The organism is Streptomyces sp. NPDC058741, from assembly GCF_042746715.1.
Classification (GTDB): domain Bacteria; phylum Actinomycetota; class Actinomycetes; order Streptomycetales; family Streptomycetaceae; genus Streptomyces.
Genome location: NZ_JBHYQH010000055.1, coordinates 1 through 23246, shown reverse-complemented (window position 1 = coordinate 23246; position 23246 = coordinate 1). Strand labels below are relative to the sequence as shown.

The 23246-nt window shown below is 73.8% G+C and carries 6 protein-coding genes and 1 pseudogene; 1 reads left to right on the top strand and 6 read right to left on the bottom strand.

What is annotated here, in order from left to right; translation table 11 throughout:
- Positions 1 to 116: 116 nt before the first annotated feature.
- Positions 117 to 420, top strand: a pseudogene (locus ACFW6P_RS29065) (diguanylate cyclase); the annotation flags it as partial.
- A gap of 441 nt (positions 421 to 861) precedes the next feature.
- Here the strand turns inward: ACFW6P_RS29065 and ACFW6P_RS29060 are convergent.
- The 6 genes from ACFW6P_RS29060 to ACFW6P_RS29035 all read right to left on the bottom strand — a co-directional run bounded on the left by ACFW6P_RS29060 (position 862) and on the right by ACFW6P_RS29035 (position 23219).
- Positions 862 to 2220, bottom strand: coding sequence for an RICIN domain-containing protein (locus ACFW6P_RS29060; RefSeq protein WP_386359366.1), 1359 nt, complete (start codon positions 2218 to 2220; stop codon positions 862 to 864).
- 129 nt (positions 2221 to 2349) lie between these two features.
- Positions 2350 to 6093 (bottom strand): hypothetical protein, encoded by a 3744-nt coding sequence (locus tag ACFW6P_RS29055; RefSeq protein ID WP_386425356.1) that lies wholly within the window; start codon positions 6091 to 6093, stop codon positions 2350 to 2352.
- Positions 6090 to 6587: a hypothetical protein gene (locus ACFW6P_RS29050; RefSeq protein ID WP_386359364.1), complete on the bottom strand. Its 498-nt coding sequence runs from the start codon at positions 6585 to 6587 to the stop codon at positions 6090 to 6092. Before ACFW6P_RS29050 ends, ACFW6P_RS29055 begins: the two co-directional genes overlap by 4 nt.
- Before the next feature lie 414 nt (positions 6588 to 7001).
- On the bottom strand, positions 7002 to 7934 hold the full coding sequence (locus tag ACFW6P_RS29045; RefSeq protein WP_386359363.1) for a type VII secretion system-associated protein: 933 nt from the start codon (positions 7932 to 7934) through the stop codon (positions 7002 to 7004).
- Between the two features lie 96 nt (positions 7935 to 8030).
- Positions 8031 to 8789, bottom strand: a complete 759-nt coding sequence (locus ACFW6P_RS29040; RefSeq protein ID WP_386359362.1) for a type VII secretion system-associated protein — start codon at positions 8787 to 8789, stop codon at positions 8031 to 8033.
- 18 nt (positions 8790 to 8807) lie between these two features.
- Positions 8808 to 23219, bottom strand: a complete 14412-nt coding sequence (locus ACFW6P_RS29035; RefSeq protein ID WP_386425354.1) for a lonely Cys domain-containing protein — start codon at positions 23217 to 23219, stop codon at positions 8808 to 8810.
- Positions 23220 to 23246 lie beyond the last annotated feature (27 nt).

The following is a 23246-nucleotide window of genomic DNA, read 5'->3' as shown; positions in this document are numbered from 1 at the left end:
AGTGGGCCCCTGCTGCGGCCGGCCGGGCGCGCACGCTCTGCGGCCACTCGGAGATCCTGCGTGAACGTCGTATGAACGGCGCCCGGGTATGCGCCGCTCCCGGCCATCAGGCTCGAGTGCACTCGTGGACGGACACTCTCCGACTCGTCCTCCTGCCGGTGGTCAACCTGACGACCGGCGCGGTCGCGGGACTGGAGGTACGCGCCCGCCCGGAGACCGGCGACGTCCTGAGCCGAGGGCCGCCGGGACCCCGGGCTCGACCGCCGGCTGGCCGTGTCGGCGGTCCGGGCGGCCGTACGCAAGGAGACCCTGCTCCCGCTGTTCGTCGACGTGTTCGACGGCACCCTCGCCGGCCCGGGCGGGCTCGTCTTCCTGCACGACGCCGTGCGCGAGGCGGGACGGCTGCCGGGCCGGGTCACACACGGCGAGGACCGGCCTGATGAGGCGGCGGACCGCAGGGCACCCTGCAGGCGACACGGCAGATCGAACTCCGCCCGTACGGTCCTGCCCATGGGACACGGTCGTGCACAGACCACCGGTCGGCCGGCGTCTCCCCGACGAACGGCCCCCGAGCCCGTCCGCGTCCGGGATTCGTCGAGGGAAGCCCTCAGCTCGCTCTGGCGCCCGTCGCCTGGGCGAGCTCCGTCGCGTACGCCGCCCTGTCGTGATCGAACGCCCCGTGCCGGTTCGGGTCCGGCTGCGGGGCGTTCCTCTCGGGCGTCCTTCACCCGCTGGGCGACGTTGGCGTGGCTGCTCGTCTCTCGGGGAGGGCGCAGGGGCCGGGAAGGGGGACGTCCCCGTTCCCCCGGTGCGGTCGAGTGCACCGGGGAAACGGGGACGTGTCGGCCGTCCGAGCGCTACTCAGACGATCCAGCGGTCACCGGAACCGCACTTGGCGATCTCCAGCGGGGCGTCGTTGCCCGCGGCCGCGCCGCCGGTCGGGCGCAGGCACAGGTCGTTGCTGACGGCGTTCCGGATCCAGTTCGTCCCGTCCTCTCGGGGGTCGAGCCACCAGAGCTGGTTGTCGGCGGACGCGCGGCAGTGGAACTCGCCGATCTTCGTACCCGCAGCCCTCGCCCCATACTCGCCCAGGTCCAGGCAGAGTCCGTCCTTGCTGTTGCGGATCAGGAACAGCGGGGCGTTCTGGGGCCCGCCGTTCTCACTCACGATGTCCAGACTCCACAGCTGGTTGTCGGCTGCCGTGTTGTTGCACGGGAACTGGTAGACAGAAGCGTTGATCTTGCCCGCGCCGTAGCCCGCGAGGTCCACGCACTGGCCGGTCGCCGCGTTCTTGATCACGGTGTTCTGCACTCCGGAGCGGCTGTTGGCCCACAGGCGGAGCTTCTGCGCCGGGGTCAGCTTGAGGATCACGGCCTTCTCCAGGGTCGTGGTGGGGCTCGGTGACGGTGCGGGCGTCTCCTTGCGGACCACGGGAACGGGCGGCGGCTGCTTTTTCTTCTCCTTCTTCTCCTTCTTCTCGCTCGGCTTGGCGGAGGGCGTCGGTGACTTGCTCGTGTAGGTCTCCGGAGCAGTGGAGCGGTCGGTGTCCAGGACCGTTCCGGCGGCGTTCTCCGTCCGGGTCCGCTCGGGCTTGCGATCGTCCTGCCCGGCCACGAGGAACGGGACCGCGATGAGTACCGCGCCGACGATCGCCGCCGCCGCCAGCATCGGCTTCTTGGGACGGCTGCCGGGCGGTTCGTCGCCCGAGTGGCCACTCGCCCCCGCGCCACCGCTGCCGGCCACCGACGCGGCCGTCGCGGCGTCCGGGGACGCGCCCGCGGTGCTGACGGTCCCCGGCCCCGCGGCCGGGGCGGCGGGGTCGGCGGCCGGTGTCGACGCGGAGGCAGCCGCGGCAGCCGTACCCGTCGAGGAGGCCGAAGAGGACCGGGTGGAGCCGGAGTCGGGCGTGGACGCACCTGGTTCAGGCGTTTCCCCGGCTGACGGCTCCGGGGCGCCGATGCCTCTCGCGGTGGCGTCGGCCGCGGCGGCACCCGCCCGCTCCGTCGTCCTCTTCCGGGCTCCGTCGTTCTCCGGCTCGCTGGTGCCGGGGTCCTGGTTGGCCGGGTCGTCGCCCGCCCGGTCTTCCGTGCGGGCAGTCGCGTCCGGTGCGGCCGCGGTGGACGGCGTGCTCCCGGGGCCACGCCGTCCGGCGCCCGGAGCGAGAGCGCCACCGGGGTCGCCGGTCGACCCGCGCATCGTCACCGCCCGGCGGACCGACACCGGTGCACTCCCGGCTCTCCCGGGGTTTCCCGCGCCGGCGGATGTGCCCGACGGCGGCGGTACGCGATGGGAAGGATCATGCTCACGCGCCATGCAATTTCCTTACTCATGTCTGGGTTCGGTGTCGTGTCACGGCCCGGCGCCCACGGCACCCACGCAGCGCTCCGGCCAACGGCCGGTGCCCGCGGGTGTCGCCGGGCGCCCGCGCACGACATCGTCCAGCCGGGCGAGTACGGCTCGATCCACATCGGGATCGGGCCTGGTCGCCGCGGCGGGACCGGTCAGTTCACGCAGATAGAGCTGTACGGCCTGGCCGTCGCGACGGACGTCCAGTACCCGGAAGAGGGTCCCCGGGGCGAACACCACCTCGTCCGGCCCCCGGCCGTGGTCGGACAACTGCCGTACACGACGGCCCGCCACCGACCAGATGACGTAACTCCCGCCCGGCATGGCCGCCGTGCTGGTGGGGTCGAACGGGGTGGTACTCAGGAGGGCCGCGTCGCGCAGCAGCGTGCCGGGGCGGGGAAGAGCGGAGACGCCCTGGCCCTCGGCGGACGGATCACTGCCCGTGCCGCGCAGCACCGCGCCCCGGTAGGACGGGAGCCGGTTCAGAGCCGAGGCCACACAGGCACCGTACGGCAGCATGCCCGGTTCGTACGCGCGCAGAGCACGCGTCAACGCGCCGTGGCTCAGAGGGCCTTCGGAAACGTGCAGGTACATCCGCAGCGCGATCAGATCGGCGCGCGCCGCCTCCTGCTCCTTGCCACGCAGCGCGGGCATGCGGGCCAGGGAGCGGGCGACGGCCGCGCCGTGCCGGTCCCACATCCCCTCCGCGAGCGCACGGAAGGCCGTGCGTTCCGCTTCGGAGCTGCGGTGGCCGGGGTCGAACGGCACGGGCGGAAGCGGGGTCGGCGGCAGGTGCACCTCATCGAGCTCGGCTTCGGCGTCCTCGGCGGCATCGACCTCGGCTTCGGCGTCCTCGGCGGCATCGACCTCGGCTTCGGCGTCCTCGGCTTCCACTTCCTCAGCGGCCCGCGGGGCTCCGGGAGTGCCGGGGGTGCCGGGTACGTCTGTCACCCGCGGGGGGACAGGAGCCGTCGCGGCACCGGAATACCCCGCCACTCGGCCGGATTCAGCCGGCTCGCGGGCAGCGCCCTTCGCCGTCCCCGTTCCGCCCTGCTCCGCCGGGGCGTCCGGCTCCTCGTGCGCCACGTCCCGGGATGCCGTGGCCCCCGGCGAGGCGGGGGGCGTGGCGGGCGCCGGGTCAGCCGGTGTCCCGGATTGCGCACGCATCGGTGTCGGCGGGGGCACGGCATCGGGCCGGTCAGAGGCCTCCGGTTCGTCCCGGAGCGAATCTCCCGCGGGTTCCTCGGCCCACGCTCCCTCGGCGGATGGGGATGCTCCCTCGACGGCCGGGGATACTCCCTCGGCCGATGGGCCCGCGCCGTCCCGCGACACGTTGGTCTCCCCGGACGGGGTCCCTCCGGACGGGGTGCCTTCCGCCGGGCTGCCCACAACCGACGTTCCTCCCGCCGGGCTGCGGTCGGCTCGAGTACCTTCCGCAGGGCTGCCCACAGCCGGGCTGTCACCCCCACCGGGGCCACCGGCCGGAGAGTCGACGTCCCGGGAGTCACCGGCCGGAGAGCCGCCGGCCGGGGAGTGGCCGGACGCGTCGGACCCGTCGTTCCGCACGGGGCCGTCAGGCTGCGCCGGAGCATCGGTCACGGCCGGGCCGTCGTCCGTCCCGGCGGCCTCGTCCGGTCCCGCACCGCCGGAGGGGCCTCTGCCGTCGCCCCGCACAGGCCCGTCCACCGCGGCGGGACCGGCGGCCGCGACGGGCGCACCCCTCCGCCCGGATGCACCGGCTCGGCCCGGCGCATCAGCGGATCGGCCTGGCTCCGCGGCGGAGTCCCGGAGCGCCCGAGGGCCGCCGGATCCCTCAGCCGTGACCGTGCCGGGGTCACGGCCGGGCGCCCCGGCGTTCGACGGCTCGTTCACGCCCGCGATCGCGCCGGCCATCGCTTCTCGGAGCTGGCGAGCGCGTTCGGTCCGTGCGACCCGTCCCGTGCCTTCCGCCGGCCGGCCGGGGCCGATTCCGGCAGTATGCCCTTGCGGTGACTGCGGCAACGGCCGCGACGGCGAGCTCGGTCGCCCCGACTGCACCGACTGCACGGGCTGTTCCGGTCGCAGCGGCCCCGCCTGCGCAGACCGGCCCGGCAGACTCGGTTGCGCGGACCGTGTCCGGGTGCCCTGCCCCGGCCCCGGTCGGCCCGCCGACGCAGCGGCACCGGCCGGGCCGACCCCGGTCACAGCGGGCCGCATCGGCGCGGGCGGGGCCGATGCCGCCGTCGGGGTGGGCAGCGCCTGGCCCTGGGCCGTGGGCTGCGGCCGAGCCGGGGCGGGGGCCGGGGCGGGGGCCGGGGCGGGAGCCGGGGCGGGAGCGGCGTAGCGCAGGGTGCGCAGCCGGTGCTGTGCCGCCAGCTGGCGCAGGCCGCGCCCGCCGTCATGGGGCACGCCGTGCACATGGAGCGTCGCGCGCTCACGCAGGGCCGGTGTGAGGGCTCCCAGCAGGCGCGACAGCGCCGGCGACAGCGATGCGTCCATGAGCTCGCCCGGCATGCCCAGCTCGATCACGGGGCCGCCCGCGTCCACCTGACGTGCCGTGGGGGACATGAGGGGTCCGCCACGCCGGCCGACCCAGAGGCCCGCCCTGGTGACGGTGACCTGCCACTGGTCCGTCAGACCGGTCACACCCGCCTCCGGGCGCGCGGGCCCCGGCAGCGGGGGGCTCCAGCGCAGCAACTGGGGCGGCCGAGCCCGGCCTTCCCCGTCCGGCGGCCGGCACACGACGGAGTCCACGAACGGCAGCCACGTCGGCGTACCGTCCGGCGCGGCCAGGACCGACCGTACGGAGTACGAACCGAGCGGACGGGCCGCCGCGACGAGCGGCAGGCCGGTCATCACCTCCACGTCCGTCTCCAGCCGGTCGCACACCGACTGCGCCAGCCGCAGCAGATCACGCCGCCCGCCGGGCGCGAGCCGCACGCCGGACCTGACCTCCTCCGGCAGAGCCGCCAGTACCTCGGCGACCTCCTCGTCCGACACGTCCTCGCCGTAGGGCACACCGACCACCAAGGCCGGGCGCCGGGGGTCGACCGGAACGGCGTGGTACAGGTCGCCGGGCTGGGTCGCCGGGGCCCCGGCGGGGCGTACCAGCAGTCCGGCGGGGATGTGCTCCACCACGCTGCCGCCCGTCGTACCCGACGGAGCGTCGCGCAGCGCGGGCTGCCAGGAGGGCTCCGGGCTGCGCGGCCCCAGTGATTCGGGCTCCGCGCCCGGGGCGAACCGCCACCAGCCGCCCTTCGCCGGTCTCCCGTCGGCGGAGGGGGCGGGAGGGACGAAGAGCGAGCCTCCGGGTACGACGAGGGGCGCCGCGTCCGGGGCCTCGACCTCGAACCCCCAGGCGTCGGCGATCCGGCGCGCGGTGGCGGGCCGGTCCTTGGCGTCCCGCCCGGCACCGGCCATGACAAGCCGTACGGTGCCGGCGCCGGACTCGCTCAGCGAGTCCAGCAGCTCGCTCAGTCTCGGCCAGAAGGCGGCGGACGCCATGCCTTCGGCACCGGCGACGACGGTCACGGTCCCGTCGTCCGTGCGCGTGCCGCGTGCCAGGTCGGCGACGTCGGCGGAGGTGAGCGTGTGGTCCGACGGCGTCCGGAGCAGCAGCAGGCCGTCGTGGTCCTCGACCAGAAGTCCTTCCGCCGCTGTGCCGTCCGGCCCGTCGTCGGTGGGTCGGACGGCGGCAGGCCGGCGCTCGGCCGGGGCCGAGGACCGGCCGCCACGGCGCCGCGCGAAGGGACCACCCCGGCGTATCACTCCCGGAGCCCCCTTCCGCCCGCGGGCTCCGCCTCCTGAGGGGCATGGGGCGTCTCGGGCACGTCGGCCCGGCCGGAGCCGTCTTCCGCGCCGGCCGCGTGGGTGTCCACGCCCGGAGCAGCGGCGGAAGCGGCGGTGGCCGCCGTCTCGTCCGCCACCCGGCCTGCCGGGCCCGTGGCGTCCGTACGCCACCGGCCGGGGACCGCCCAGTCCGGTGGTGTGCCCGAGCCTTTCCACGCCGCGTCGGGAACACTCAGCCAGCGGTCCGGCAGACCACGGGCGGCCTCGGCCACTTCGGGAGGCGGTTCGGGCAGCGTGCCGGCCACGTCGTCGTGCGTGGCCGGCCGCCCGACGGTGGCGGGGGCTGCTCCGGCGCCCACGGTCACGATCCGCCCGTGCGCCGGTATCGCCGCGGGGTCCTCGGCATCGGGAAAGGGTTCGGGCCGGGGCGCGGGAGACGTCTCGGGGACGGACCTGACGTCGTACTCACTCACCGGCGGGCACTCCAGAAGCAGAAGACACGGTCCATCCTTTCGAACTCACCCTCGTCAGTTAACAGTCCGGTGGTGCGGACCTCTGAGTCGGGGTGCCCTTACATGCGTTGCCGAGTGCGGTACGTGACGCCGTGCGACACGGCGACCGTGGTCCGGACCGGGCGCCACTCCGTCCCCGGGAACCACCGCCCCCGCAGGACCGTCGCCCGCCGCGGCCGGGGAGCCACGTCGGACGACGGCTCGAAGATCCGTTCAAGCGTCAACGGTACACGCAAGGAGGAGAGTTGGTCGGCCGTGCGGATTCCCCTGTTCCCACACGACCGCCTGACGCCTGCCGTACGTCCGCCGGACCCCTGCCGTACGTCCTCAGTCGTATCCGTGGCCCGGTGCGGGCCCACCCGAACGGCCCGCGCGTCAGTCCTCGCCCTCAACCCCGCGCCCAGGCCGGTCCCGTCCCTGCGCGGTGTCCGCGTCGGTACCGGAAACCTGCTCCGATCCGTCGACCTGCGGCAGTTGGCCCGCGGTCATGAAGTCGAACCAGTCGTCGACGGGTTCGGTGTCCCGTTGATCCACGCCCGCCCCGGGAGCGCCGCCGGCCGGTGCGGGCTCGGGCGGCCACGCGTCGAAGTCGTCCAGAGCCGCGAACCTCTCCAGTTCGGCCATGGCCGCGCGTAGCGCGCCCGCTGTGACGAGCTGCCCCACCGGGGCGGAGGAGCTGAGGAAGAGCACCTCCTTGCCTTCCGGCAGCCGGTCCAGCAGATCGGGAACGAACATCACCTCGTGCGGGGGCAGTTTGTCCTGCTCCAGTTCCGGTGACGTCGAGAAGACGGGTACGGCCTCCGTACCGTCCTCCGTGTCGGTCACCGCCAGGCCGCCCTGATCGTCGACGCAGACGGCCACCTCGGCGTCGGCGAGCATCAGGGCGAACAGGTCCTCCGAGGTGTACCCGGTGGCGACCAGCTGCACGGCGGCGTCCACAGGGCCGACCGGCGGGGCCCAGCCGTGGGCGTCGGGTGAGGGCCGGTACTCGTCGTTCGGCTCCCACTCGACGATCTCCCCGTTCTCGTCACTGCGCCAGCGTCCGAGACTCGCCCAGGAGGGCGGGGGCTCGTCCTCGTCGCCGATCCAGTGCCGGTCGATGACGGACAGCCAGTGGTTGGGGGCCACCTTGGCTGCCTTGACGAAGTCCTCGGGCGGTTCGCGGTAACCGGGTCGGCCCTTCAGTACGGCGGACGGGCCGCCCTGTGCGGCGGAAGGACCGGGGCCCTGGACGCCGGGCCCGTCCGCGGTGGCCGCCTCGGCGGGGTTCTCGGGCTCGGGTCCCGGAGTACCGGAAGGGCTTGTCATACGGGGCAACTCCATCGGTGTGCGGTAGTGCGGCGTGCGGTACCGGGTGTGCGGTGGGTCGAGCGTGCGGTACCGGGCGTGCGGTGCGACATGCAATCAGACGCCGAGGCCGGCGACCGGTTCCGGACCGGCCTCATCCCCGGCACGGGGCGGGGTGACCGGGTGCTTCGGCAGGACCGCGCCTCGGGCCGTCGAGGAGCGCGCGGAGGCCGACGGCTCTGCGGACTCCTTCGGCTCGCCGCTCTCCGCCGTCTCCCGGGCGGCCTCCTCGATCGCCCGACGCAGGGCGTCGGTCTCCACGGCCATGCCGACCGGCCCGGACGGGTTGAGGTAGAGCACATGGCCGTCCGGTATCCGGTCCACCAGCTCGCGCACCGGCGCCAGTTCGTAGCCGAAGCGCCCGGCCGCGTGCAGGTACGGCGGCGAGGTGAAGACGGGCACGACCGCCGCCCCGTCGGGCGAGGTGGCCGACACAGGGACGCCGCCGGGACCGAGCAGGACGGCGACCTCCGCCACGGCCAGCGTCTGCGGGACCGCCTCGCCCGGCCCGTATCCGGTGGCGGCGAGCTGGACGGCCTCGTCCACCGGGTCGGTCGGCGCGGACCAGCCGAGCGCCTGGGGCGAGGGGCGGTACTTCTCGTTGGGGCGCCACTCCTCGATGTCACCGTCCTGACCGGACCGCCACTGGCCCACCACCGCCCAGTCCGGCGGTTCGCCCTCCCCCGCCCACGCGGGGTCGACCAGGCCCAGCCAGTGGTCGGGAGCGAGCCGGGCGGCCTCCTGGATCTCCTCGGGAACCGGCGGCGCGGTGTCGTCGGCGGCTGCGGCTGCGGCGCCGGCGGTGTCGTCGTTCATGGGCTCCTCACTGGGATGTCATGCGCGGTCGTCGTTCATTATGCGGTGGAGCCTGTCGGCCAGGGAGCCGGCCGGGGTCAGGTCACGGGCCCGGAACCAGGCGTCGGCCAGGCGCTCCAGCAGGTCGGTGGTCAGGACATCCCCGTCCGGGGCGGGAAGTGCGTGGGGAGCCAGGGCCGACAGGACGGCCAGGACGTCGTCCAGGACGTCCTGGTGGGCCGCCGACCACTCGGCCACCGCCGCATCTGCCGGATCCGCCGGATCCGCCGGATCCGGTGGCCCCTCGTCGGCCGGCAGGCCCGCCGCGTCCAGTGCGTGCTCGTCGGGGAACCTGCCGTCGACGGCCACGTGTTCACGCAGCTCCGCTTCGGTCAGGGGGGCGAGACGGCGGTAACGGCCCCAGTTGTCGACGTAGTCGAGGTCGGCCGGCTCCGCGGCGCCGCTCTCCCGCAGGCGGTCGAGGACCAGTTGGGTGCCCCGCATGATCTCGTCCAGCGTGTGGTGCCTGCCCTGCAGCATCTCGGCCATCAGCGCGATCCGCACCAGGCCCAGATCGACGTCCAGGCCCCATGCGTCGCGCATCTTCACCGCCTGCGCCATCAGCCGGTAGGCCGAGCCGGAGGTACCGGCCCGGACCAGGGCCCCCCTCGGCTCCGCCTCGGACTGCGGAGCGCTGCTCATGGCGATGTCGTAGCGGTTCATCCCCGGCATCCACGGGATGTCCCCGTCCGGCATCAGGGCCCGCTCGGCCTCGCTCAGCGGGGGCGACAGGTCCTCCGGGCGCAGCGGTATGCGCAGCGCCCGCCCGGCGCGGTCCAGCCGCTCCTGCTCCTCGGGCGTTCGGTCCGGCCGCCCGCTCAGCTCCTGGTAGGCGGTCATCGTCTCAGCCGGCGGCCGGGAGGACCGGTACTCCGAGGTGATCACCTCGGGGTTCGGGTCGGGGCTGCCGAGCAGGTCGGAGATCAGGCCGCCGTGCCCGTCCGGTGACCGGGAGCCGATCCACAGCATGGCCATGCGTTCGCGCAGGTTACCCGAGTACGCCACGGCCTGGAGCCGGTCCCGGGAGGTGCCCACCACGCCGTCGACGGTGGGATCGTCCGAGCCGAGTTCCGCCCAGCGGCCCGCTGCCACGGCCCGGGTCCACAGCTCCGCCGTCATCACGCCGAGCTGGGTGTTCGCCGCCTCGTTGCCGCCGAGATACCGGCCCAGCCGCTCCTCGAAGCGTGCCGCCTCCGCCATGTAGCGGATGCGGGCCAGGACCCACTCCGGTGCCTGCCGGGCCGCCGCCGGGCGCAGCACGGACACCGGCGCCGAGGACAGGGCGTCCACGACCCGGTCCAGCCGTGCCCCGCTACCGGCGGTGGTGTCGCCCGGCCCGTCGGCGAGTCCGGCGAGATGGCGGGCCCCGTCACGGACCAGCAGGGCGGGGGGTGCGGCGCCGGTGCGGTCTCCGTGGAAGGTCACCTCACCGTCGGGGCCGGCCACGGCCACGGTCACCCCGAGCCCGCGTGCCGCCGCGGCGGCGAGCGGCCCCATCGGCACGGCCGCGCCTTCAGCGCCGTAGGACGAGTCGGTGAGCAGCACCCGAAGACGCCGGGCGGGGCCCAGTTCGACCCGCGAGGCCGGCAGCTTGTCGCCCAGGAGCATGCCCTCCGCGCGCAGGGAGACGCCGAGGGGTGCCCCGACCTCGTCCAGGAGGCTCAGCGGAAGGTTCCGGTTCGCGTCGAGCGGCGGCACCTCCGCCCCGGACACGTCGTCGTCGGTGAGGACGCCGTCCAGCCAGGCGCGGAGGTCGCCGGCCGTGTCGATGCCCGCCCGCTGGAGCGCGTCGGCCGCGGCGTAGCGGAGGGCGAACAGCAGGGTGGCCAGGGTCCGGTCGCCCTCCCCGGGTGACTCGTGCAGGGCGAAGACGGTGCCGTCGAGTTCGGCTGCGTACGGGCCGGTGCGCCGGTACCCGTCCGGGGGTGCCGGGGTGGTGGTCTCCGGGGTGGTGGTCTCCGGGGTGGTGGCCTCGTCGCCGGTCTCCGGGGTGGTGGCGTCGTCGGTGAGTTCCACGATCCGCGGCGTCGTCGAGTCCTCGGCGTTGTGGAGGTAACGGGGGGGGTAGGCGGGCATCTCCTGGAACTCGTAGTCTGCGAAACTCCCCGCGTTCGCGCCATCCGTCTCGATTTCGCGGCTGACCACGCTCATCGCCGTGCCCGGTGGGTAGAGCACCTCCGCCTCGTCGATCCATGCCGAGAACGGTGCCACCTGGCGAGCGGTGGAGCGCGCCACGTACCCCACCATCGCGTGCCGGTCCTGGGCGTCTCCGATCTTCCCGATGTCGCCCTGTGCGAACCCATGCGCCGCGCTCCAGTCCTCGGTGGTGCTGCGGAACCGCGGGATGTACAGCGTGGTCGCGGTGAGGAGGGGCCCGTCCTGCGCAGGCGCGTCCAGGGATCCCGGGAGCCAGCCACCCCAGTAAATCGGGCCGTTCACCGGCGGAAGGATCTCCAGCGCCTCGACCGCCATGTCGACGTGCATGGCCATGTCGTCGTACAACTTGTCGGCGATCTCGTCCACCCGGCTGCGGATGTCCCTGGCCACTTCCTGGGCCCCCTCGTCGGTCCGCTCCGTGTCCAGGTCCCGCAGATCGGATATCGCCTGACTCAGGCCGTCGCGGGAGTCCAGCAGTTCCGGCAGGCCCTGCCCGGTTTCCACGGCATCCTCACGCACGTACTTCCAGATCCGCTCCCTGAACAACCAGCGGCCGGCGATGCCGAAGCGGCTCGCGGAGGTATAGGTCTTGAAGAGCTCGTGGTCATGGCTGGTGTAGAGGAACAGCGCGGTCATATGGCCGGGAGCCAGGGCGCACACGGCCCGCCAGCCCGGCTCCCCGAACCGCTCGAGCCACCTCTTGGCCACCGCGACCCGTTCCGCCAGGTCCTCCCCCCGCACGCGTGCCCCCATCCGCGCCGCCTGGAACGCCTGCTGGATGTGCTGGGGAACCTTGACGTCGTAGAGAGAGGTGAAGCGCGTCCTTTCGTCGTAAACGCGGTGGTGCGGCAGGACCGGGCCCATACCGAATACACGCCCGGCCAGCTTGTGCAGCCGGGAGCCGTCGGCGGCGAGCGCGTCTCGTTCGTCCTCGTAGCCCACGCCGAGCTTCTGGGAGGCACGCAGTACCTCGTGCAGGGACTGGTGGTCGCTCAGGATCGACCAGGACAGCAGCGCCATGCGGAAGTTCAGCAGCTCGTCTTCAGTCGCCTTGATCGCCTGGTAGGCATCCAGCAGCCACAGGGCCGGGCCGTCCACCCCGCCCACGTACCGGAATCCGCGTGGGTCGTGCGCGGTCCGGTACGCCCCCTGCCGGGGCCCCCGCCGCGGGTGCCGCGGTGTCCGGATCCGGTCGGGCAGGGTGCGCTGCAGGGTGACGGGCGCCGCGTCGCCGTACACCGCGTCGCGGAAGACCTGGATCAGGTGGGGTAGGGGCCGCGCGGTCTGCAGGAACCGGTGCACCGCGTGCGGTTCCGCGAGCCACTGCCCGGCCTCCGGCCCTTGGAAGAAGGCACTGTCCGCGGCGAGCGGGCCGTGCCGCTCCGCCAGGAAGTGGTGAAGCCGGCTGACAGCACGCGCGGCACCCCGGAGGACGCGGGGGTCCTGGGACAGCTTCTGCGCCAGCTGCCGCTCGAACCGGTAGCTTTCTTCGCGCCACTCGCGGTCGCGGTAGAGCCCGGCGAAACGCACGCCCTCAGAGGCTCCGGGTACACGCCATCCGGGCACGGACCAGGGCGCGTCGGCCGGCGTGCCGGGTTCGGCCGCGGCCTCCCCGGGCACGGGGAGGCCGCGGTCCATACCGGCCAGCGAATCCGGGGTGACGCGCTGCCAGTTCACAGGACTGCCGTCGGCGGCCTCCAGGAGGTGGATGTCGGCCGTCGGCTGCCCGCGCTCGTCCCGGCCTTGGGTGACCGCCACACGGCCGGGGGTGAAGAACACTTGCAGGCCGGTGCGGCGGGCGACCAGCTCGGCCACTCGCGGGCTGCAGGCGAGGATGGTGATGCTGGTGAAGCCCCCCGCGGCCACCTCGGCGAGCAGGCGCGCCACCATGGCGGCGCCGACAACGTCGCGCCAGCCGTGGGACGCCCAGAGGAACGTACCGCTCTGCGTCGTGGCGGGCAGCGGACGCCGTCGGGCCACGCGTTCCTGGCCGGGGCCGCGCCTCCACTCGGTGTAGTGGGTGGCCTTGGGCAGGTGACCGTAGAAGCGCTCGCGCTGCTCCCAGTCGCGTCGGGGGAAGGAGGCCTTGCCGACCGTCCTGCCGTTCTCGCGGATCTCCTGGACGACGATCTCTTCGGTCCCGTGACCCTCCCAGGGGCTATTCCAGTAGTCGCGCTGCGGATAGGCGCCTGCCGGTGAGCCGTCGTCACCGAGGTCGGAGCGGGCGTCCGAGACGAACGAGCCGTCGATCTCCGACAGACCTGCGTCGGACATGTCGGAGTCGGTCTCGGGGCCCAGGTCGAACAGGTCGTCCGCCGAGTCCTCGAACAGCACCGGGGCGTAGGGAAGCGGGTCGGCCTGCGGCATGCCGGAGAGCCCGTCGGGCAGCGGGTTCGCCTCTTCGACCACCTCGTGCAGCATCGGAGGCCGCCCGCGGGTCTCGACGAGCCGCCGGCCCACGACGTCGAACCTCATGCCCGGCGGATACAGCGCCTCCCTCTCCGACAGGTACTTGAAGAAGGGAGTGCCGTCGCGCGCCGTCGAGTTCCTCACCTCGACCAGCTTGCGGTGCGAACCGGTGGGAACCGCCTCGTCGCGCAGGGCGAACTCGATCGCCTCCCGGGCCGTCAGGGAGGTGCTGCGGAAGAACGCCACGTCGATGGTCCCGGCACCGTACACGGGGCCGTCCAGAGCGGGCCGGTCGATGGGGCCGGGGGCTCCCCGCTCGCCCCACCACGCGGTCGCCTCGACGGACGGCAGGATCTCGAGCGCCTCGACTGCCATGTCGATGTGCAGTCTCAGCTCGCGGTGGAGCCGGTCGGCCATCATGTCCGCGCGGCGCCGCAGCCGGGCCAGCCCCCGGCTCGGTGTGTCGAGGTCGGGCAGTTTGGTCAGTTCCTTGTACAGGTCGGCGAACTCGGGTTGGCTGACCAGGGTGAGCGGCGGCATGTCCAGCTTCTTCGCGCGCGCCGACTCCCGGAGGTAGTGCCAGCTGCGGAAGCGCACCAGGTGACGGCTGAGACCCCGGCCCAGCCGCTCGCCGTTGAGCAGCGCCTTCATCAGCCGGTAGTCGTGCGCGCTGTAGACGTACAGGGCCGTGATGTGGGCCGGAGTGAGCCGCCGGAGTGCCTCGGCGCCACGCTCGCCGTACTGCTCCAGCCACTCGGCCATGACCTGGAGCCGGGGGGACAGGCGGGCCGGCAGTGCGCCGGCGAGCGCGGTGTCAACCATCGTGACGAGGGCGTCCGGCACGTCCATCGTCCCGGTGCGCTCGAACGGGAAGCTCATGCGCTCCTGGTAGAGGGCCTGGTGCGGCGGGGTCAGGGCCGCGAGCTCCCTGCCGTCCTCCTCGCGCGGCAGCAGTCCGCTCTCCGTGAAGCGGCGCACCGTCCAGGTGTGGAGCGCGGCACCGTCACGGGTGGCGGCGGCGCGCTCGTCGGCGGCGCCCATGCCGATCAGGTGGGAGGCGCGCAGCACTTCGTGCAGCGACTGCAGGTCGTACGAGATGGTCCAGGCGGCCACGGCGGCACGGAACACCGGCAGTTCGGTGGACGGCAGGCCGAGCTCGGCGAACATCCGCAGCAGGCGCAGCGCGGGATCGCGCTCACCGCCCACCCGGCGGAAACCGCGGCTGTCGTGCACAGTGCGGCGGGAACTGTCCGCCGTGAACCGTGCGCCGTTCGTGGAGAGAGCCTCCTCGACCTGGCGGGGCAGCCCCGGGCGGGCGTACGCGGCGTACACGAGGGCCCGCATCCGCCCGTCCAGGGCTTCCGGCCCCGGCGGCTCGTGGAGCAGACTCTCCAGTTCGGCGAGCGGGTCCTCGGGCGGGGCGTCCGGGGCGAAGAACGCCCGGCCCGCCGCCTCGTCCCCGTTGCGCTCGGCGAGCCGCTGGTACACCCCGCGCAGCGCCAGCCCCGCCGTCTCGGCGAGTTCGGGGACGTCGCTCAGGGCCTCGGCGAGGGAGTCCTCCCAGTCGACGCTCGCCCGTTTCCACGTGTGCTCCCGGTAGAAGCCCGTGAACCGCGGTGTGTCCGGGGCCCCGACGGGCTGCCAGGCCGTCACCGCCCAGGTCGCTCGCCCCGCGGCGTCGGCGTCGGCGGCGACGCCCCGCTCCGGGGAGGCGTCCCCCACGCTGCCCGTGACGTTGGACAGGCCGGGGGACGGGTAACCGAACGCGGTAGGCCTGGCCACCAGGGCTTCAGGGACGACGTCCTCATCCACGGCGCCCTGCTGGACATCATCGTCGAAGTCGGTGGCCGCAACCCGGCTGACCAGGGCAAAGGCTTCGTCCCGGGTACCCGCGCCCGGGGCCGGTACGCGGGGGCTCGTCCAGCTGTCCGGATACTCCGTCACCCAGTACGTGGCACGCCCGTCGGCGTCCTCCAGCAGGTGTGGCCGTTCGTCGGACACCGCCACGCGTCCCACCGGGAAGTGAGCCGGCATCCCCGACCCGTTGGCGACCCGCCGGGCGATCGCCCGGGCCTCCGCCTCGACGAGCGGTACGCCGCGGGGACCGCACGGGATCCCCGTCACGCTGCGGAAGCCGCGGTCCCGCGCCCCGCGCAGCAGCCGTCCCACGTGCGTCCCGTCGTCCCGCAGCACGCCACCGGCCCCGGTGACCAGCGCCAGCCCGTCGCCGCCGTGCGAGGCGAACCAGAACGTCCCTTCGGCCGTACCACCGCCCGGCAGCGCCTGTTCCGACGCGACCAGCCGGCCGGCGGCGTCCCGCTCCCACGACACGAAGCTCTGCGCGCGGTCCAGCCTGCTGTACTGCTCCTGCCGCTCCGCCCAGTCCGCGTCGTCGAACGACGCCACACCGATCAGCTGGCCGTCCTGCCCCTGCACGGGCCGCATCAGCGGTGCGGGCCGGGTCCCGGCGTCGGCTGCGGCGGCCGGGGGACGGACCCCGAACAGGTCGTCGGGCGTACCGAGTTCCGTGATCCGGCCGGTGTCGGCGGGCGTCTGCTGAGAGACCGTCACCTCTTCGGCACGGATGAACTCGTGGGGGTCCGTGCGCGCGTCACCGGCGAGGACGGTCCGGCTGATGATGTCCCAGGAGGCACCCGGCGGGTACAGGACCTCCGTCTCCGCCGGCAGAGCGACGAACGGACTGACGTCCCGCGCCGTGGAGCGGGTCACGTGCACCAGCCCGCGATGCGCGTCACTGGGGACGCCCTTGCGCCGGTGCATGAAGCCGAGCGCTTGCTCCCTGCTCGACGCCGTGCTGCGGAAGACGGGCATCGTGATCCGGTCCCTGCCGTAGACCGGGCCGTCCGCGGGGGGTGCGCCCAGCGCCCCGGGCACCCCGCGGTCGCCCCACCAGACGTCGCCGTTCAATGGGGGCAGGATCTCGAGCGCCTCGATCGTCATGTCGACGTGCAGGGGCAGCTCCTCGTACACCGCGTCCGCCATCGCGTCCAGTTGACGCCTCAGGCGCGCCACCTCGGGGGTCGATGCGTCGAGGTCGTCCACGTCCCACATCGCGTCGAACAGCTTGTCGAAGCCCTCCTGGCTGCGGAGCATCGTGGGAAGGAGGACGGCGGCCCCGACCGGGGCCATCCGCCGGGTCATGGTCCAGGTGGTGAGCCGCACCAGGCGCCGTCCGAGCCCCGCGCCGAAGCGCTCGCCGTTGAGGAACGCCTTCATCAGCCGGTAGTCCGCGTCGCCGTAGAGGTGCACGGCCGTCAGATGCGCAGGGTGCAGCCGTGCCAGGGCCTCCCTGCCCGCGTCGCCGTGACGGCTCAGCCAGTCCTCGAACACGAGCACCCGGGGGAAGTCCATGTTGGGCAACCGGTCTCCGGCGAGCGCGGCGTCGACCATCTTCACGAGGTCGTCGGGGAGGGCCAGTCCGCTGCGTGTGTTGCCCCCGATGAACGTCATCCGCTCGGCGTACAGCGCGCGGTGTGGCGGGACGAACGGTCCGTCCCGGTCGGCCCGGGCGGGTCCGGCCGCCCCGGCCGAGTCCGCCACCCACGTGTGGAGCCCGGCCCCGTCGCGCAGCGCGAGTTCGCGTTCCCCGGCGGTTCCCAGGCCGAGCCGGTGGGAGGCGCGCAGGATCTCGTGGAGCGACTGGAGGTCGGCCGGGACCGCCCAGGCGATGAGCGCGTCGCGCAGCGCGAGCAGCCGGCCCGGCGTCGCGCCGAGCGCGCGGTAGGTCCGCAGGAGCCGGAGTGCGGGGCCGTGTTCGCCGCCCACCCGGCGCATCCCCCGGCTGTCGTGCACCTCGCGGTAGGGGCTGCCCGGCGCGTACCGCGCGCGGATGCCGGCCGGCAGGGACAGGGCCTCGGCCACCTCTCGGGGCAGCCCGGTTCCCGCGTAGGAGGCGTACGTGAGCGCGCCCATCAGCACGTCGAGGGCGAGCGGCCCCGGGGGCAGCGCCATCAGCCGGTCCAGCTCCGCGCCCGCGTCCGCGGGAACCGCGTCCGGGGCGAAGAAGGCCCGCCGCGCGGCGTCCTCACCGTGGCGGGCGGCGAGCTCTCGGCGCATACGGGACACCGCGTCGCGCACGGAGTCGACGAGCCCGCCGGTCCGGCCCAGGTGCTGGGCGTACGCGAACTCCATGGCCACGCTGCGGCGGCGCCACTCACGGTCCCGGTACATGTCGGCGAACCTCACCCTGCCGGGCGACCCGGCGGGACGCCAGGACGGTACCGCCCAGCCCGGACCGTCACCGGAGGCGTTCCGGATGCCGGTGGTGCCTCCGTCCGAGGTGTTCCCCGGGCCGGCCGGGGACACGGGAGTGGCGTTGATCCGGGCGGCGGACGGATAGGCGAAACCGGGCCGCTCGCCCGATTCCGGTTCCCCGGTGTCGGAGCCCGCGAAGTGGAACGTCCCGACGCCCGAGTCCTGCCGGGCCGACGGTGTCGGCCAGAGCGGGGCGGCTCCCGCGGTCGTCGTGACGCTGCTCGATGACCGGGTCAGTACGGGCCGGGCCTTCCAGACGGTCTTGGTCCACTGGTCCAGCTTCTCCTCGCGGAGGGCGGTGACGGCGAGCGGGCCGAACAGGTCGTCCTCGACGAGGTCGAGGGGGCCTGTGTAGCCCCACGCGTTCCGGCCGGTGCGGTCGGAGAACGCCTGCAGCCGCTTCGCCCCTCCGGCCGCGAACTCGGACATCGGGAAGAGGACGGGGACGTTCACGGCCGCCTCGGTCACCAGCGGGGCGAGGTCCAGGAGGGCCCAGAGTTCCGCGTCGGGTATGCGCAGCGGGGAGTGGCCGGGCAGGTGCACGACGACCGTTCCCCCGTCGATCCCGGTCCAGATCACCCTGGTCCGGCCGGGTGGCTCCGTGGACTTCCACTGTGCCGGGTGAGGAACGGTGAGGATGTCCCCGCCGCTCTTCAGCCGCGCGTACCAGCGGTCCACGTCCACGCCGTTGGGGGCCGGGCGACCGCTCCAGTTGTAGCCGGTCTGTTCCGTGCCGTCGGTGAGGACCTGTGCGAAGGCTCCCAGTTCACCCAGGTGGTAGGCGGCCAGCAGATGCGGGTCGGCGATGTCCAGGCCGCGCGCGTGGGCCCGGGTGGCCAGGAGTGTCAGCTCCATGATCCGGTCGTCGGTCCAGGGGTCGGCGTCCGCCATGTGGAGGACACCGCGGCCCAGGCTCTCCTGTTCCGCCGGTGACATCCGGAACAGGATCCGGTCGGCCGCGGCCACCGTCGCCCAGAAAGCCCGTGCGGTCTCGTTCGGACTCGCCGGCATGAAGTCGGGCAGGTCCAGCGCGCCCTGGACGAGGGTCATGCTGTCGGCGCCCGACAGCTCCTCGACGGCGTAGGTCAGCGCGGTGTCCGGAACCATCTCGCCGAGCCGGGCGCCCGGCCTCTGGGCCACCAGCTTCCGGGCCGCGTCCAGGACCGTCAAGTAAGCGGCCTGGTCCGGGGTGTCCCCGCCGACCCGCCGCGCGAGGAAAGTCCACAGGTCCAGCCGGAACGGCGTGAGCGACCGCAGGCCGGGGTCGTTGGCGCGCAGGGTCTCCAGCGCGCCGATGCCCTTCAGCACCCGCTGGTACCGGCCCTCCGGGACTCCGCGGTCGTCCTCGACGACCGGGCCGAACACCTCGCGCAGCGCACGGACCAGCAGCAGCGTGGTCGCCCGGACCTCCGGCGGTACGGCGCCGGGGGCCGTGTGCAGGCCGGCGTCCCGTGCCAGTTGGTCCAGCTGGCCGTCCAGGGGCTCCGGCCGGGCGCGCCCCTGGCGCCCGATCACACCGCCGGGGGTGTCCTCGATCGTGAAGAAACCGATGCCCATGCCCTTGACCGTGGACGTCCAGTAGACCTCCCTCTGGCTGGCGTTGGACGCGCGCTGCGCGGTCGGCAACTCTTGCAGGGGGTCTTCCACGCGGGGGACCGGGCGGCCCTCCTCCAGCTTGCCCTGCGGGTCGCCCGCCGACCCGGAGTAGCAGACGTCCATCACCACCCGGTAACCGGGGGGCAGCTCGCGGACCTCGGGCAGCCCGCCGATGTACCGCCCGCCGTCGGCCGCGTTCAACCGCACGGTCGTGCCGTCGCGCAGGGCGAGCAACAGGACGCCCGGCAGACCGTGCGCGTAGAAGACGTAGACCGCGCGGTCGGGGGTGAACGACTCGGTGGTGACCGGCCGGTCGCCCTCATGGGTGGCCACGCAGTGCACCAGTTGCCGGTTGTCGAAGTAGGACCGCAGCAGCTTCTCGCGCTGGGCCATGTTGTCCTTCATGGACATGCTGCCGAACCGCTCGCGGCGGTCGTACACCAGGGGCCGGACGGCCACGTCGCTGTCGCGGAACCGCCTGCCCTCCTCCGAGACCCACTCCCGGTCCTCGAACGGCGCAGGCGCGGCGGGCGCGTCGAACGGCACCCAGTCGCCGTGCCAGTCCTCGGGGTCCCGGACCGTCATCGTCGGCACGTGGGCGTCCAGGCCGGAGTCGTACCGAAGCGACCCGTGACCGCTCGGCGCCCACACCCGCCGCCCCAGCCTGACGGCGACCGCGCGCATCAGGTCCAGGTACTGGGAGCCCGCGTAGGGGATCGCCAGCACGACCGGCACGTGTTGCGGCTTTCGCGCCAGTTCCGGATCGGCGGCCAGCAGCTCCGCGAACGCCTCGAGGGCCGCCGGGTCCTCGTCGAAGGTCAGGTCCCCGACCACGTAGGCGTCGCCGCCCCAGGGCGCGGGCTGGTCCGGCTCCCACACCTCCGGCGCGAACCGGCCGCCCATGACCACCCGGACACGGTCGACCCGCACCTTGATGATCACCTCCCCCGACAGATCGCGTCCGCGCACCGCGCCGGAGCCGTCCCGCAGCACGGTGTCCGGATCCTGCAACGGGTCCGCCGGCCGCGTGGTGGGGAGTGTCGTGGTCGTCGGTCCGAAGAGGACCGGTCTGCCCAGGGTTGTGGCGGGGGTGCTCGGCTTCCGGGTGGCGGCGGTCCAGTGGCCCGCGGCGCCGGTGGCCGGATCGGGCAGGGCGAGGATGTGGAGCGGGACGGCGGGGCCGGTGTCGGTGAGCAGCATGGGTGCGCTGTAACCGTAGGCGGGGCGCCCGGTGTTCTGCGAGAACGTCTGCAACAGCTGCGGGCTGAGGGCTCCCGGGCCGGTGGTCAGGAACAGCACCGGAATGCCCAGAGCGGCCGTACGCGTCGCCGGGCTCATGTCCAGCAGGGCCAGGAACTCGCGCTCGGGGACGGGGACGGGGGTGCGGCCCGGAAGGTGGAGGACGATGGTGCCTGCCTGGTCGACCTCGATCAAGGTCAGCATGGGCATGGGTTTGCCCGGGCCGGTCCAGTCCGGCTCGACGGAGCTCAGGGCGGCCCCGTCGGGCCCGGAGGTCATCCGGCGCACGGTGCTCCAGTCGACCCCGGCGGGCGCGGGGGTCCCGGACCAGTTCACGCCCTGGACGTTGGGTCCCTGCCGCAGCACGGCCGCCGGACCGAAGGCACCGGCCTCCTTCAGGTGGTAGGCGGCCAGCAGGTCGTGGTCGGTGACGTCCACGCCCTCGGCGATGGCCTTGGCGGTGACCGCCCACAGGGCTTCCTGCTGTGACCGGTCCCAGGTCGTGGTGCTGTCGAGGTGGAGGACCTTGCGGCCCATGGCCTCGCGGCCCGTGGGTGTCAGGCGACGGAAGACCTGGGCGGCGCGTGCCGCGGCCCACAGCGTGGACGCCACGTGCCGGGGGGTGACCGCCGCCGAGGCGGACAGTGACTGCACGTGCCGGATCGCCTGCTCACGCTTGTCCGCCAGATGCCTGAGGGTGATCTGGAGAGCCGGTGACGGCACGACGTCCGTGAGGCGGGCGGTGGGGTCGGCCGCCACGCGTGACGCGGCGAAGTCGAGGAACGTCGCATAGCCCCGCAGGTCGGGGGCCTTCCCGGTGTGCTCCTGGACGTAGAAGTCCAGCAGGTCCATGCGGAACGGGGTGAACGCGCTGAGCGCCGGGTCGTTGGCCCGCATCCGTTCCAGCGCGCCGATGCCCTTCAGCACGCGCTCGTAGCGGCCGCCCGGCACGCCGCGGTCGTTCTCGATCTCGTTGCCGAACACCCTGCGCAGCGCCCGCACCAGCCGCAGGGCGGCATCCCGGACCTCCGACGGCACCGCGCCCGTGCCGTGGTGCAGGCCCACGTCCCGCGCCAACTGGTCCAGCCCGTGCTCCAGCGGCTCGGGGCGGTTCCGCACCCGGCGCCCACGCTCACCGTTCGCCGCGTCGGTCGTCACGCGCCGGACTTCGTCGAGGCCGGTCGGCCGGGTGGCGCCGTCCGAATCCTTCAGGCTCAGGTTCGACACATGCTGGTCCAGCGACACCTCACCCAGCGGATCGTCCACATGGGGGACCGGAGCGAACGGGGCCTGCTCCGTGTGCGGATCGCCGTCCGACGCGCTCCAGCAGATCTCCAGGTGCATCAGGTACCCCGGGGGCAGTTCCCGTACCTCCGGCAGCCCCGCGATGTACGCGGCCGCGTCCCGCTTGCCCAGCCACACCGTGCGGCCGTCACGCAGGGGAAGCGCCATCCGCCCGGGCAGCCCGTGGGCCGCGAAGACGTAGACCGCCGCGTCCAGGGAGACCGGCTCCTCGTCGCCTTCGTGGTACGACGCACCGGCACCGGCCGGTGTCCAGTGACGCAGCCGCCGCATCTCACGGAACCTCCGGAAATGCTGCTCCCGCCGACGTAGCCCGTCGTTCTGGGGGACAGCCAGCCGGCCGAGCCGCTCGTGCGTCTCGTCCGCCAGCGGGCGGGTGTCCACGTCGCTGTCGCGGAACACCGTCCCGTCCAGCGCCGTCCACGTACGGTCCACGTGCCGCACAGGCGCGGCCGGCGGGAGAACCTTCACCCACACACCGACCGGCGCGTCCGGATCGAGGTCCATCAGCACCGGTACATGAGCGTTCCCCGACTCGTCGAGGACCAGACCCGCCACACCGCTCGCACCCCACACCGTACGGCCCAGCCGGTGGGCGACCAGCAGCAGCGTCTCCTGGTACTGCTGTCCCGCGAACGGGACGGCCAGGACGACGGGAACGTCCTCCGGCAGCTTCGCCAACTCGGGGTCGGCGGCCAGCGCCGCGGCGAGGCCCTCACCGTCCAGCACCCGGCCGCCCGGCAGGCGCACCCGCCCGTCCGCGCCATCCGCCGCCACGACATAGGCGGTCCCCGGCCACGGCGCCGGCCCCGCCGAGACCACCTTCGGCGCCACCCCCGGCCGGTCCTCGATCACCCGCACCGTCCCCGGCTGGACCCGGCCGACCGGCCGGCCCGTCCAGTTACGGCCCTGCGGACGCCCCGACGGCCCCGTGACCAGCGTCTCCGCCGACAGCAGGGAGTCCTCCGGCCCGGTCAACGCCTCCGGCGCCGCCGGGGGTTCGGCAACGTCCCGCACCGAAGCGGAAGCGGAGGACGACGAGGCGGGAGGCGCGGAAGACCCCGCAGACGGCGCGAAGAACGTCATCCCCGCGTCCGGCGCCACCGCACCGCCGACCGTCTCCCCGGCCCCGGCCACCCCCCACGCCCGCACACTGTGATGCCGCGCAACGATCGAGAACCTCGAGAACTCCAGGTCCACACCCACCGAACCCGCCGCCGACACCATCAGGAACGGCAGACCCACCGGCAACGCGAGCTCCGGCTGCCCGAAAGCCTCGAAGTAGGAACTCACCGCCGACCGCAGATCGCTCCACGTGAGCGGAGCCTGAACACCGTTGGCCACACGAGTCTGCTCCAGCGCCCAGAAACCCGTCAGAAGCGCCTCGAACGCGGCCGTGTCGTTCTCCAGCAACGGACCGTAGACCAGCCGGATCGCCCG